Source organism: Pseudomonas cremoricolorata, from assembly GCF_000759535.1.
In the GTDB taxonomy this organism is placed as follows: Bacteria; Pseudomonadota; Gammaproteobacteria; order Pseudomonadales; family Pseudomonadaceae; genus Aquipseudomonas; species Aquipseudomonas cremoricolorata_A.
This window is the reverse complement of sequence record NZ_CP009455.1, coordinates 1,041,160-1,053,323: the sequence shown is the minus strand read 5'-3', so window position 1 is coordinate 1,053,323 and position 12,164 is coordinate 1,041,160. Positions and strand designations below refer to the sequence as shown.

General features: G+C 64.7%; 11 protein-coding genes. 4 read left to right on the top strand and 7 right to left on the bottom strand.

Annotated elements, in window-relative coordinates; translation table 11 throughout:
- The first annotated feature begins 150 nt into the window (after nt 1-150).
- Nucleotides 151-1,827, top strand: coding sequence for a DUF4153 domain-containing protein (locus LK03_RS04495; protein ID WP_038411259.1), 1,677 nt, complete (start codon nt 151-153; stop codon nt 1,825-1,827).
- Nucleotides 1,828-1,862: 35 nt separating this feature from the next.
- Here the strand turns inward: LK03_RS04495 and LK03_RS04490 are convergent, their stop codons facing one another.
- Together LK03_RS04490 and LK03_RS04485 are read right to left on the bottom strand one after the other, a co-directional pair.
- The gene (locus LK03_RS04490) at nt 1,863-2,999 is read right to left on the bottom strand and encodes an MFS transporter (protein ID WP_081951661.1); all 1,137 of its coding nucleotides are present in this window, start codon (nt 2,997-2,999) and stop codon (nt 1,863-1,865) included.
- Nucleotides 3,000-3,279: 280 nt separating this feature from the next.
- Nucleotides 3,280-4,476, bottom strand: a complete 1,197-nt coding sequence (locus LK03_RS04485) for a class I SAM-dependent rRNA methyltransferase (RefSeq protein WP_038411257.1) — start codon at nt 4,474-4,476, stop codon at nt 3,280-3,282.
- A 211-nt stretch (nt 4,477-4,687) separates the two neighbouring features.
- Here LK03_RS04485 and LK03_RS04480 point away from each other — a divergent pair, with 211 nt between their 5' ends.
- Together LK03_RS04480 and mutM are read left to right on the top strand one after the other, a co-directional pair.
- On the top strand, nt 4,688-5,506 hold the full coding sequence (locus LK03_RS04480; RefSeq protein ID WP_205621233.1) for an HDOD domain-containing protein: 819 nt from the start codon (nt 4,688-4,690) through the stop codon (nt 5,504-5,506).
- Nucleotides 5,507-5,509: 3 nt separating this feature from the next.
- Nucleotides 5,510-6,322: a bifunctional DNA-formamidopyrimidine glycosylase/DNA-(apurinic or apyrimidinic site) lyase gene (mutM, locus tag LK03_RS04475; RefSeq protein ID WP_038411255.1), complete on the top strand. Its 813-nt coding sequence runs from the start codon at nt 5,510-5,512 to the stop codon at nt 6,320-6,322.
- Between the two features lie 24 nt (nt 6,323-6,346).
- Here mutM and LK03_RS04470 read toward each other — a convergent pair whose 3' ends face one another.
- Both LK03_RS04470 and coaD read right to left on the bottom strand, forming a co-directional pair.
- On the bottom strand, nt 6,347-6,598 hold the full coding sequence (locus LK03_RS04470) for a YfhL family 4Fe-4S dicluster ferredoxin (protein WP_028693370.1): 252 nt from the start codon (nt 6,596-6,598) through the stop codon (nt 6,347-6,349).
- Between the two features lie 109 nt (nt 6,599-6,707).
- Nucleotides 6,708-7,190: a pantetheine-phosphate adenylyltransferase gene (gene coaD, locus LK03_RS04465; RefSeq protein ID WP_038411254.1), complete on the bottom strand. Its 483-nt coding sequence runs from the start codon at nt 7,188-7,190 to the stop codon at nt 6,708-6,710.
- 238 nt (nt 7,191-7,428) lie between these two features.
- Here coaD and LK03_RS04460 point away from each other — a divergent pair, with 238 nt between their 5' ends.
- Complete coding sequence (locus LK03_RS04460; RefSeq protein ID WP_038411253.1) at nt 7,429-8,283, top strand: sulfurtransferase; 855 nt, start codon at nt 7,429-7,431, stop codon at nt 8,281-8,283.
- A gap of 15 nt (nt 8,284-8,298) precedes the next feature.
- Here the strand turns inward: LK03_RS04460 and LK03_RS04455 are convergent, their stop codons facing one another.
- The 3 genes from LK03_RS04455 to LK03_RS04445 all read right to left on the bottom strand — a co-directional run bounded on the left by LK03_RS04455 (nt 8,299) and on the right by LK03_RS04445 (nt 12,082).
- A complete protein-coding gene (locus LK03_RS04455) occupies nt 8,299-9,285 on the bottom strand; it encodes a hydrolase (RefSeq protein ID WP_038411252.1) in 987 nt (328 codons plus the stop codon).
- 92 nt (nt 9,286-9,377) lie between these two features.
- Nucleotides 9,378-10,772 (bottom strand): M16 family metallopeptidase, encoded by a 1,395-nt coding sequence (locus LK03_RS04450; RefSeq protein ID WP_049870423.1) that lies wholly within the window; start codon nt 10,770-10,772, stop codon nt 9,378-9,380.
- Entirely contained in the window at nt 10,769-12,082 is a 1,314-nt protein-coding gene (locus tag LK03_RS04445) for a M16 family metallopeptidase (RefSeq protein ID WP_049870422.1), read from the bottom strand. Before LK03_RS04445 ends, LK03_RS04450 begins: the two co-directional genes overlap by 4 nt.
- Nucleotides 12,083-12,164 lie beyond the last annotated feature (82 nt).

The window sequence follows — 12,164 nt, the reverse complement described above, 5'->3', positions numbered from 1 at the left end:
CCGCAGGCTCGACCAGAGCTCATAAACCCGCCGGGGGATGACTGGCGATGAATCGTCTGATTCTACACCGCTGTGCCCCGGAAGGAATGCCGACATAGCCGGACGGCGCTAGACTTCACCCCCTTCGCCGCATCACCAAAAGGACTTCCCATGCCTGAGTCGCAACGCCCGCTGCCGTTCTACCTGTTCATCGGCCTGATCCACGGCCTGTTGTTGATGGGCTTGGACATGGCCGGCCCGCCGCAGTCGGCGTTCATCTACGCAGCCTGCGCCGGGGTGACGGTCTGGGCGGTCGTGCTGCAACTGCTGGGCCCGCAGGGCGTGCAGCGCGGCACCTTGCTCATGACCCTCGGCCTCGGGCTGCTGGTGGCCGGGCTCAGTGCCTATGACCGCTCCTCGATGGACAATGCGTCCGTGCGCGACACCGCCTGGCTGGCGATCGTGGTGCTCAGCTACATCGCCACCGCGTTCATCCTCGCCTGGCCGACCCGGCAGGGCCTGCGTCCGCGCTACCAGGATCTGTTCCGACAGGCGTGGAACAATGTCTTCATCGTCCTGCTGGCCCTGGGGCTGATGGGGGTGTTCTTCTGGTTGCTGTGGCTGTGCGGCACGCTGTTCGAGGTGGTGGGCATCAGCCAGATCAAGGCAGTGCTGGAGAACCACGCATTGCTCTATGTCGTACTGCCAGTGGTGTTCGCGCTGGGCATGCGCATCGGTTTGCAGAACGAGAAAGTCATAGGCCTGCTGCGCGGCATGCTGCTGTCGCTGTGCCGTTTGCTGCTGCCCTTGAGCGCTGCGATCGCCGTGGTGTTCACCTGCGTGCTGCCGTTCACCGGGGTACAGCCGATCTGGGCCACCGGGCAAGCCACCGCGATTCTGCTGCTGCTCAGCGCCTTCAACCTGTTCCTGGTCAACGGCGTGTTTCAGGATGGCGAACAGGGCGAGGCCTATCCGCGAGGGCTGCGCATGCTGGTCAATGCCAGCCTGCTGTGCCTGCCGATCCTGGTGGCCCTGGCCGCATGGGCCAGTGGCCTGCGCATCGCCCAGTACGGGCTGACCCCCAGCCGTATCCAGGCGGCGCTGTTGATTGGTGTGATGCTGGTGCACGCGCTGGCGGCGGCCTGGGCGGTGCTGCCCCGGCATGGCGCGTGGTTACATGGCCTGCGCCGCAGCAACCCGTGGATCGCGTTGCTCACGGCGTTGCTGATCGTCGCCTACCAGTCACCGCTGCTCGATCCCCTCGGGCTCAGCGCACGCAATCAGGTGGCGCGCCTGCTCGACGGGCGCACGCCGGTCGATTCGTTCGATGCCAATACGCTGTACTTCGGTTGGGGCGAGCCGGGTCGAGAAGCCTTCGAGGCTTTGTCGAAACAGGTTGAGGCGGGCACGGTGCTCGCTCCAGCCGAGCGAGAAACCCTGCGCCAGCGCCTGGACGACGCCCGCGAAATGGGCGCCAGCGCAAACCCTGCACATCCGGCGCAGGAATGGCTAGGTGACAGGCCGAACCATGCCGAAGCCTTCACCGCGCAGCTCACCGACGACTACGAATGCGCACAAGGCTGCTACCTGTGGGCGCAAGACCTGGACGACGACGGGCAGGCCGAGGTGTTGGTTATTCCACGCCAGCGCTACGCCCCGAGCGTACTGATGTTCGCCTGGCAGGACGGGGTCTGGAAACGCGCAGGCGTCTACACCTGGAACTACGCACGGCCTGCCGTGAACGACTTCGTCAAACGCATTCAGGCCGGTGAGCTGAAGCCGGTCACACCCCGCTACAAGACCTTCGAGGTCGACGGGCAGGAGCTGATGCTTCAGCGCGAACCTTAAGCGGCATCACACCTTATGGGGCTGGCGCCTGGCGCTTACACCGCCTGGCGCCATCGGCTCATAGCGCTGATCACTTTCAGCATCAGGCCACCACACACGCCAACAGCGATCAGCGCCATCGCCAGGTGTTTGGGCAAGTCCTGCTCCGCGACTGCAATCAGCCCACTGAGCACCCCGCCCACGGTGAACAGCAGCGTGCTGCTCAACGCCGCCGCCGTGCCCGCACAACCCGGATGCCGCTCCAGCGCACACGACATCGCCGCCGGACGCGCCACCGTGGTGCCGGCCGTGCAGATGATCATGGGCAGCAGCAGCGCGAAGGCCGAAAGTCCGACCAGCCACAGTGTGCCGAGCATGGTCACGCCCGCGGCGGCGATCAGTGCCAGGCCCAGGGCGATCTGCACCGGTGGGCTGAACAGGCGATTGATTCGAGCGGCAAACAAGCCGCCCAACAGATAGGCCATGCCGTAGACGACGAACACCCAGGCGAATGCTTCGGCCGAGAATCCCAGCCGGTCGATGAACAGCAGCGGCGAAACCACCACGAAGGTGAAGTGGCAGGTAAAGGCCAGCGCCGCGATCAGCGAATACAACAGAAATGTCCCATCGCCTAGTAACACCCCATAGTTGCGCAAACTGCCCTGTGCGCTTGGCCTTCTGGGCTGTTCGCTGGGCATCGCATACACGAGGAAAACGGTCAGCACGCAGAGGCAGACGAACACATGGAAGCTGCCCGGCCATCCCCAGAGGTGCTGCAAGGCCGTGCCGGCCAGCGGCGAGAGGGAAATGAACAGTCCGCTGCTGGTGGTCAACAAGATGCGCATCGCATTGCGGCGATGTGCGGGGTAAAGGTCTTGCACCAGCGCCTGGCACAGCACGAAACAGCCGCAGCCGAGGGCCTGCAGGGTGCGAAAGGCCATGAATGTCACGTAATCGGAAGCCATACTGCAGCCCGCGGCGCCGAACATGGCCACTAGTAAGCCGATCAGCAACAGCTTCTGCCGGCCAACACGGTCAGAAAGTGGGCCAATGAAGCACTGTGAAAACGCCACCCCCACGGCGAACGCGCTCATGGAGTAGGCGATGTCCTTGCCTGCAACTGCGAACGTCTCCGACAGTGCAGGGAAGGACGGCAGGATGACGTCCACCGGAAATACACTGAGCAGGCTCATCAGAGCCAGCAACGCTGTCGAGAGCCGGCAGACGTTGTTGCGTAGGGCGTGGTCCACGGTTTTTATCCTCTTGTCTGATCATCGAGCGGCCCTCGGCCTGTCGCATTTCTGCGAGTCGAACAGGCTAGAGGGCCACGGGATCAGGGCAAGGGATGTGGGTCGTGGAACCTTCCTGGTGTGGCGTAGGCAACGTCCTGGATGGGAGAAGCCAGCAACAAGTCGTAAAAAAGCCGACGCCCTGTTCGGGGCATCGGCTTGAAGTACTTCGACGGTCGCCGGATCAGCTGTTGGGCAACAACCGGCAGGTAATGCTCTTGATGTAGCGCGTCTCGGGAATAGCCGGGTGAACCGGATGGTCCGGGCCCTGGCCGCCGCGTTCGAGCAGTTGCAGGTTGCGGTCCAGGTGGCGGGCGCTGGTCAGGAGGATGCCGTTGAGGTCGTCTTCAGGCAGGTGCATCGAGCACGAGGCGCTGACCAGGATGCCGTCCTTGTTGAGCAGGCGCATGGCCTGTTCATTGAGGCGGCGGTAGGCGCCTTCGCCGTTCTTCAGGTCTTTCTTGCGCTTGATGAAGGCGGGTGGATCGGCGATGACCACATCGAAGCGTTCTTCGGCGGCTTTCAGCTCCTTGAGCGCTTCGAACACATCGCCTTCGATGCAGGTGAGTTTTTCGCTGATGCCGTTGAGCGCCGCGTTACGCTCGACGCCGTCAAGAGCGAAGCCCGAAGCGTCCACGCAGAACACTTCACTGGCGCCGAAGGCCCCGGCCTGCACGCCCCAGCCACCGATATAGCTGAACAGGTCGAGCACGCGCTTGCCGGCAACATAGGGGGCCAGGCGTGCGCGGTTCATGCGGTGGTCGTAGAACCAGCCAGTCTTCTGGCCTTCGCGCACCGGCGCTTCGAACTTGACGCCGTTCTCTTCCAGCGCGACCCAGTCTGGCACTTCACCGTAGACGGTCTCGACGTAACGGCCCAGGCCCTCGGCGTCGCGCGCGGCGGAGTCGTTCTTGAACAAAATGCCGCTGGGCTTGAGCACCTGCACCAGGGCGGCGATGACTTCATCCTTGTGCTGCTCCATGGTGGCCGAGGCCAGTTGCACCACGAGGATGTCGAAGAAGCGGTCGACCACCAGCCCCGGGAGCAGGTCGGAATCGCCATACACCAGGCGGTAGCACGGCTTGTCGAACAGGCGCTCGCGCAGCGACAGGGCCACGTTGAGGCGGTGCACCAGCAGGGATTTGTCGAGCATCAGCTTGGCGTCACGCGACAGCAGACGGGCGCAGATCAGGTTGTTCGGGCTGACCGCGACCACGCCCAGGGGCTTGCCGCTGGCGCTTTCGAGAATCGCCTGCTGACCGGCGGCCAGGCCCTGCAGCGGGGTCGCAGCCACGTCGATCTCGTTGCTGTAGATCCACAGATGGCCGGCGCGCAGGCGGCGGTCGGCGTTGGCTTTGAGGCGTAGGCTGGGCAGGGACATGACGTCGCTCCGGAAAAAAGAGCGGGATTATAGCGTAAGGCTTGCCCATAAAGCGGTGCTGGCTACGCGCCATGAATGATGCTTCATCGGCCTAAGTTGTGCTCAACGATCGCGCGCCAGACAGGTAGAATCTGCCGTCCTCAGCGAGTATGTAGTCATGTCCCTCGAACTCACCCCGGAGCAGATCCGGCAAGCCTTGCAAGGCATCACCATTCCACCGCAACCGCAGATCCTCGTCGATTTGCAGTTCGAGCAGTACATGCCTGACCCCGACCTGGGCACCATCGCCCGCCTGATCGCACAGGACCCCGGTCTTTCCGGGGCCTTGCTCAAGCTGGTCAACTCGGCGCAGTTCGGCCTGAGCAACAAGATCGGCTCGATCCAGCGCGCGGTCGATTTGCTCGGCAGCCGCTCGATCATCAACCTGATCAACGCGCAGTCGATCAAGGGCGAGATGAGCGACGAAACCATCGTCACCCTCAACCGCTTCTGGGACACCGCCCAGGACGTCGCCAACACCTGCCTGACCCTGGCCAAGCGCACCGGCATCCAGGCCGTGGACGAAGCCTATACCCTGGGCCTGTTCCACGATTGCGGCGTGCCGCTTATGCTCAAGCGCTTTCCCAATTACATGGACGTGCTGATCGAGGCCTACGCCCAGGCCGGCCCAGGCTGGCGGGTGGTGGACACGGAAAACCGTGCGCTCAACACCAACCACTCGGTGGTCGGTTACTACACGGCCAAGTCCTGGCGCCTGCCCGAGCACCTGAGCGCGGCTATCGCCAACCACCACAACGCCCTGGCGGTGTTCAGCGACGAGTCGTCGCACAGTGCGCACCCGCAGTTGAAGAATCTGCTGGCGGTGCTCAAGATGGCCGAGCACATCTGCGCCTCGTACCGGGTGCTGGGCGACCAGAACGTCGACCACGAATGGGACGCCATCGCGCCGCTGGTGCTGGACTACATCGGGCTGTCGGAGTACGACTTCGAGAGCCTCAAGCAAAACCTTCGAGAAGCGAGCGGGCACTGATTCATGCCGGAACTGCCAGAAGTCGAAACCACCCGGCGCGGGATCGCGCCCTTCCTGGAAGGCCAGCGCGTCAGCCGCGTGGTGGTGCGTGACCGGCGCTTGCGCTGGCCGATCCCCGAAGACCTTGACGTGCGGCTCTCCGGGCAGCGCATCGTCACCGTGCAGCGGCGCGCCAAATACCTGCTGATCAACGCCGAAGTCGGCACGCTGATCAGCCACCTGGGCATGTCGGGCAACCTGCGTCTGGTCGAGATGGGCCTGGAGCCGGGCAAGCACGAGCATGTCGATATCGAGCTGGAGTCGGGGCTGGCGTTGCGCTACACCGACCCGCGGCGTTTCGGTGCGATGCTCTGGAGCCACGACCCGCACAACCATGAACTGCTGCTGCGCCTGGGGCCTGAGCCGTTGACCGAGCTGTTCGATGGCGAACGCCTGTTCCAGCTGTCGCGCGGGCGCAGCATGGCGGTCAAGCCGTTCATCATGGACAACGCGGTGGTGGTGGGGGTGGGTAACATCTACGCCACCGAGGCGCTGTTCGCCGCTGGCATTGACCCGCGGCGCGAGGCCGGCGGTATTTCACGGGCGCGTTACTTGCGCCTGTCGGTGGAGATAAAACGGGTGCTGGCTGCCGCCATCGAGCGCGGCGGCACGACCTTGCGCGACTTCATCGGCGGCGATGGTCAGCCGGGGTATTTCCAGCAGGAACTGTTCGCGTATGGTCGGGCTGGTCAGCCCTGCAAGGTCTGCGGAACGACCCTGCGCGAGGTCAAGCTCGGCCAGCGGGCGAGCGTCTACTGCCTGCGCTGCCAGCGCTGAACGAGGCGCAAGGCCTGAAGGGGTTCAGGCCTTGCCAGTGATGCGACGGTACTTGGCCATCAGTTGTTCTTCGCTTTCCGGGTGGGCTTCATCCAGCGGGATGCAGTCGACCGGGCAGACCTGCTGGCACTGCGGCTCGTCGTAGTGGCCCACGCACTGGGTGCACAGGTTCGGGTCGATCACGTAGATCTCTTCGCCTTGAGAGATCGCAGCGTTCGGGCACTCGGGTTCGCAGACGTCGCAGTTGATGCAATCGTCGGTGATGATCAGGGACATGGAGACTCCGGCCGGGGCGTCGCGCCCGGGCATGTAGCTAAGCAATGGGCGCAATTGTGCCGTATTCACGCCCGCAGTGCACGCGGGCGCGCGTGCTGCCGACGTGGGGTTACTTTTGGTTGAAGCGCTCGGTCAGTGCATCGGCCACGGCAGGGTGGACGAACTTGGTGATATCGCCGCCCAGCGCGGCGATTTCGCGCACCAGGGTCGAGGAAATGAACGAGTAACGCTCCGACGGGGTGAGGAACAGGCTCTCGACGTCGGGGGCCAGTTGCCGGTTCATGTTCGCCAGTTGGAACTCGTACTCGAAGTCGGACACGGCGCGCAGCCCGCGCAGCAGGACATTGGCGCCTTGCTCTTTGGCGAAGGCGGCCAGCAACGTAGAGAACCCGAGCACGGTGACGTTGGGCAGATGGCGGGTGACCTCCTGGGCCAGCTCGACGCGTTGCTCCAGCGGGAACAGCGGGTTTTTCTTCGGGCTGGCGGCCACGGCGATGATCACGTGGTCGAACAGCCGTGAAGCGCGCTCGACCAGATCGCCATGGCCCTTGGTAATCGGGTCGAAGGTGCCCGGGTACAACACTCGGTTCATCGCTTGGTCCTGGCAGGAGGGCGTTGGGGAGTCGGATGGTAGCGCAGCGACTGCGCCCGGCCAAGTCGCGTGGGCAAATGATGGCACTGTGCGACGTGTGGGTATTGCCTCGATGGCGCACGAGGCGGCCGACAGTCAGCCATGTCGGCCTTGCATCCAGCAGCGCCGTGGTCGGCTACACAGCGGCTGGTCGATGGCCGTAAGATGCAGTGATACTGCCCTCGATAAGGAGTTCGTCATGCCCCTTGCGCAATTGATCACCCCGCAACAGTTGGCCGAGCGTCTGGATGCGCCCGGGCTGGTGATCCTCGATTGTCGTTTCGCCCTGGAAGATGCCGACTACGGCCAGCGCAGCTATGCCGAAGGGCATATTGCCGGCGCACATTTCGCGGACCTCGAGCGCGACCTCAGCGGTCCTGTGCACAAGGGCCAGACAGGCCGGCATCCGCTGCCCGAGCCTGCGCAACTGGCAGAGCGTCTGCGCGAGTGGGGGGTGGATGCAGACAGCCAGATCGTGCTCTACGACGATGGCCCCGGCGCTTTTGCCGCGCGCGCCTGGTGGTTGCTGGCCTGGCTGGGCAAATGCAGCGGGGTGTCGATTCTCGATGGCGGGTTGAAGGCCTGGCATGCCGCGCACCTGCCGCTGAGCCTCGATCCACCGGCCAAGCGCAGCGGCTCGTTCACCGGGTTGGCCAATTCGCGGCTGGTGGTCGATGCCGAACAATTGCTCAAGCGCCTGCACAGCCCTGAGCTGACGCTGATCGATGCCCGGGCGCTGCCGCGCTTTCGTGGGGAGGCTGAGCCGATCGATCCGGTCGCCGGGCATATTCCTGGTGCGCAGTGCCTGGCCTCCAGTGAAAACCTCGGCCCGGACGGGCGTTTCCTGCCGCCCGAGCAACTGCGTCAGCGCTTCGCCCAGGTGCTGGGCGAGCGCTCGGCCCAGCAGTTGGTTTCCTACTGCGGCTCGGGCGTGACCGCCTGCCACAACCTGTTCGCCCTGGCCCTGGCCGGTTACCCCTTGGGCCGTCTGTACCCAGGTTCGTGGAGTGAGTGGATCACCGACCCGAGCCATGAAGTCGCCACTGGCGACTGACTCTCCCGGCGGCCATCACTGGCCGCTGATCAGCCACTGCGGGATGCGCCGCTCGAGGTAATAGCGCGGCGCCCGCACGCTGCCTTCGACGAAACCCACATGACCGCCACGCCGGTGCAGCTCGAAGTGGGTCTGCGCCGGCAGCTCGGCGGCATCCGGCAGGCTGTGCCTGAACACGAACGGGTCATCTTCGGCGTGGATGATCAGCGTCGGGGTTTGGTTCTGCCCCAGGTAGTAGCGGCTGGATGACTGGCGGTAATAGTCGTGGACATCGCGAAAACCGTTGAGCGGAGCGGTCACCTTGCCGTCGAAATCCCAGAAGGTGCGCAGGTTGCGCAGCGAGCCCAGGCGCTCGAGGGTGTCGACGGCATCCTGCTGACCGCCTGCGCTGAAGTGGCGCTGTTTGTTCTGCACATAGGCGAGCATTTCACGCATGAAATGCGCCTGATACACCTTGGAAAAGCCCAGGCCGATGCGGTCGGCGCACTGGTCGAGGCGAAACGGCACCGACACTGCCACGGCGGCCTGAAGATGGCTGTCCTGGCCGCTTTCGCCCAGATACTTGAGCAGCACATTACCGCCCAGCGAATAGCCCACCGCATACAGCGGCGCCAACGGCCGCTGCGCCCGCAAGTGGGCGATGGTTTCGGCCAGGTCTTCGCTGGCACCGGAATGGTAGCTGCGCGGCAGCAGGTTAGGCTCGCCCGAGCAGCCGCGCCAGTTCACCGCGACACTGGCCCAGCCCTGCTCGCGCAGGGCCAGTTGCAGACCCTTCACGTAGGGCGAATCGGATGAACCCGTCAGCCCGTGCAGCACCAGCACCAGCGGCGCATCCGCCTCGTGCGGGCCGAACCAGTCGAGGTCGATGAAGTCGCCATCGGCCAGCCACATCCGCTCGCGCTGCCGCGAAAGCGGCGCCAGCTTGCGCCACAGCGGCCCCCACAAGGTTTGCAGGTGCGGATTGGACAGGCCCCGAGCGGGGTGGAAAGCGGGTGTGGGCATGAACGAGGGCTCCGGTAAGCCGGCACAGCTTGCCACGGAACGGCGTGCCCAGGGAGGGGCAGCGCTTGCCGATTCAGCGCTGCCCCTTGCCCTCACACTTCTGGCCGATCGGGCAGATGCTGTTGCGCTTGTCTCGGGCCAATGCTGAAGAAGCTGATGCCGCGAACATCGATCCAGCGCTGCAATGCCTGGCGTACCTGCTGTGGCGTCACTTGGCGCAACTGCTCAATGAAGTCGGTGAGGTAACCTGCGGGCAGACCGTGCTGGCTGTGCTGAGCCAGCAGCACCGCTGCCTGATCGTTGCGTGCAGCCTCCAGCAGCAATGCGCCTGCACGTTGATTCACCGCTCGCTCCAGCTCCGCCTGGGTGGGGCCGTGCTCCAGAAAGCAAGCGATGATCGCTAGCACCAATTGGCGTGAGGCTTCGGCGTAGTGAGCGGCGATTTCCCAGCGCACCGTGAGCAACCCGCCTGCTTGCCACAGGGTGGGCGTGACGCGGATGTCGTAGGTCAGATTGCGCCGCTGGCGCAAGTGCTCCATCAACCGCGAACTGGCTCCCGAGCCCAGTACCGTGCAGCCCAGCAGTACGGCCGGGTAGTCCTCGTGTTGCGGGGTGAGGTGTAAGGGCAGCGCCAGGGCGATACTGGTACCGGCACTGGGAAACGTCAGTTCACGGCGAGTCGCTCCTGGTGCCGGCGCCGGTGGCAGTGCTGCGGCCGCCCAGTGCTGAGGCAGGGCGCTGCTGATGGCGTCGGCCAGTGCCCGGGCCTCATTGCTCGACAGGTCGCCGACGATGGCGATCTCGAGATTGTTGGCACTGTAGGCACGCTGGTGGAAGTCGCGCAGATGCTCGACGCTCAGTGCGCTAACGCCCGCCTCGCTGCCGTTGACGTAGTCACCGTAGGGATGATCGACGAACAGCTCGTTGAGCACGGCGCGTTGCAACAGGCGGTCGGGGCTCTGCTCGACCAAGGCCAGGTGGCTGAGCAGGCGGCGTTTGATCTTATCCAGGGCCGCGGCTTCGAAGCGTGGGCGCGCTGCCACTGCCATGAACAGATGCAGCGCCTGAGCGCGCACGCTGGCAGCGCTCAGACAGCGCAGCGACAGGCTCGCGTGATCGACATCGAGCTGCTTGCCCAGCTCGGCCCCCAGGTCCTCCAGCGCGGTGGCAAGGCCTTGTGCGTCGAGGTCGTCGGCGCCTTGGTCAAGCATGTACAGGGTGGTCGCCGCCAGGCCCGCCAGGTTACCGTCCAGGCTGCTGCCGGCAGCGAAGCGCAGCACGATGTCGACGACCGCCAGCTCGCGGGATTCGATGAAACGCACTCGGCTGCCCTGGGCGGTGTGCCAGTCCAGCGGCGCGCGCTGCACGGTCGGCAGGTCGTTCAGGTCAAGGTCAGTGGCGCTGGTCAGCCCGCCGAAGTCGAACGAGACTTCGCCCGCAGCGAAATCGGCGCAGTGCGGTCCGGCATTGAGAGACGAGTGGATCATTGCGCGGCCTCCTCAGGCTGGGTGTAGGTCACGGTCAGGCGGTTCGCGGTGAGGTAGCGTCTGGCAACCTCCTGTACCGCATCGGCGGTGACCGCCTGGATCAGCTCAGGGGTTCGTTCGAGCAGGTCGAGGTCGGCGCCGCTGAGCGCATGGCGCCCGATGTGATACGCGTGGTCCTGCAACGCGTCGCGTTGATAGATCAGCTGCGCCAGCAGCTTGGTCTTGGCCCGTTGCAATTCAACGCCCGATACCGGTGTATGGGACAGCGTATCGATCACTGCCAGCATGCGTGCGCTGGCCTGCTGCGCACTGGTTGGCCCGGGGCTGAGCAAGCTATGCCAGGTCATCAGTGTGTCGCCACGCAGATGAACGTCGAACTCGCTGCGAATGCCGCGCAGCAAGGGCTCGTCTCGCACCAGTTCTGCGTAAAGTCGCGAGCTGGCACCGTTACTGAGCAGGGCTGCAGCCACTTGCAGGGCAATGACCTCGGCGGGCGATTGAGTACTGCCCAGGCTGGGCGTGTTGAAGCTGAGAATCACGCCTTGGCGCAGCGCCGGGAGGCGCACCGTCTGCTCGCGTCCGAACAGGGTGTCGGTTTGCCTGAAGCCAGAGTAGGTGTGCTGCGGCTGTGTCGGCAGCGCATCGAAATGGCGCTCGACCTGTTCGCGCAACGCGGGCATGAGGATGTCGCCGGCCACCACCAGAGTGGCGTTGCCGGGGTGGTAATGCTTGGCGTACCAGGCCCTCACCGCCTCCGCGCCAAGGCCTTGCAGGTCATCGAGGTGGTCATAGCGTGAATGGGCGTAGGGACTGGCGCCATGGGCCAGCTGCAGGTGCAGGCGGTTGGCCTGTTCATCCGCTGAGCTTTCAACACGCAAGCGATGCTCGTTGATCAGCGCATCGCGGCAACTGACGAAATGCTGCTCGGCGAGGGTTGCGCTGGACATGATGTCGGCCTGGGCTTCCAGTACGATCTCGAGGCGATTGACCGGCACGCTGGCGACGTACAGCGTGGCTTCGTCGAGGGTAAAGGCCAGCGGCTTGCCACCCAGACGGGCGAGCACCTTGGCGTACTGGCCGGGCGCGAGTTTGCTGCTGCCCTCGAACACCCAGTGTTCAAGTGCGTGAGACAGGCCACTTTGCCCGTGCGGCTCATGGCTGGCGCCGACGTGAAACCACAGCTGGGCAGTGACCAGCGGCACGCGGTGGTCTTGCAGGAGGATGACCCTGAGGCCGTTGGCGAGGGTGAAGTGGGCGAGCGGCGAGGACGAGCGCCGCAGGCGGCTGCTGGTCTGAAGTGAGGGCTGCATGATCGAAGAGGCTCCTTGAATGGCGGTGGCCGGAGCAGCTTCGGTCAATGCAGCCCTGCGACTGCGTTAACTAAATCAGCAG

What these genes read in the sequence shown, in the direction of transcription:
- coaD (WP_038411254.1), bottom strand. Translation starts at nt 7,190, where the DNA reads ATGAACCGAGTGTTGTACCCGGGCACCTTCGACCCGATTACCAAGGGC.
- LK03_RS04490 (WP_081951661.1), bottom strand. Translation starts at nt 2,999, where the DNA reads ATGAGCCTGCTCAGTGTATTTCCGGTGGACGTCATCCTGCCGTCCTTC.
- LK03_RS04485 (WP_038411257.1), bottom strand. Translation starts at nt 4,476, where the DNA reads ATGTCCCTGCCCAGCCTACGCCTCAAAGCCAACGCCGACCGCCGCCTG.
- mutM (WP_038411255.1), top strand. Translation starts at nt 5,510, where the DNA reads ATGCCGGAACTGCCAGAAGTCGAAACCACCCGGCGCGGGATCGCGCCC.
- LK03_RS04445 (WP_049870422.1), bottom strand. Translation starts at nt 12,082, where the DNA reads ATGCAGCCCTCACTTCAGACCAGCAGCCGCCTGCGGCGCTCGTCCTCG.
- LK03_RS04450 (WP_049870423.1), bottom strand. Translation starts at nt 10,772, where the DNA reads ATGATCCACTCGTCTCTCAATGCCGGACCGCACTGCGCCGATTTCGCT.
- LK03_RS04470 (WP_028693370.1), bottom strand. Translation starts at nt 6,598, where the DNA reads ATGTCCCTGATCATCACCGACGATTGCATCAACTGCGACGTCTGCGAA.
- LK03_RS04495 (WP_038411259.1), top strand. Translation starts at nt 151, where the DNA reads ATGCCTGAGTCGCAACGCCCGCTGCCGTTCTACCTGTTCATCGGCCTG.
- LK03_RS04460 (WP_038411253.1), top strand. Translation starts at nt 7,429, where the DNA reads ATGCCCCTTGCGCAATTGATCACCCCGCAACAGTTGGCCGAGCGTCTG.
- LK03_RS04455 (WP_038411252.1), bottom strand. Translation starts at nt 9,285, where the DNA reads ATGCCCACACCCGCTTTCCACCCCGCTCGGGGCCTGTCCAATCCGCAC.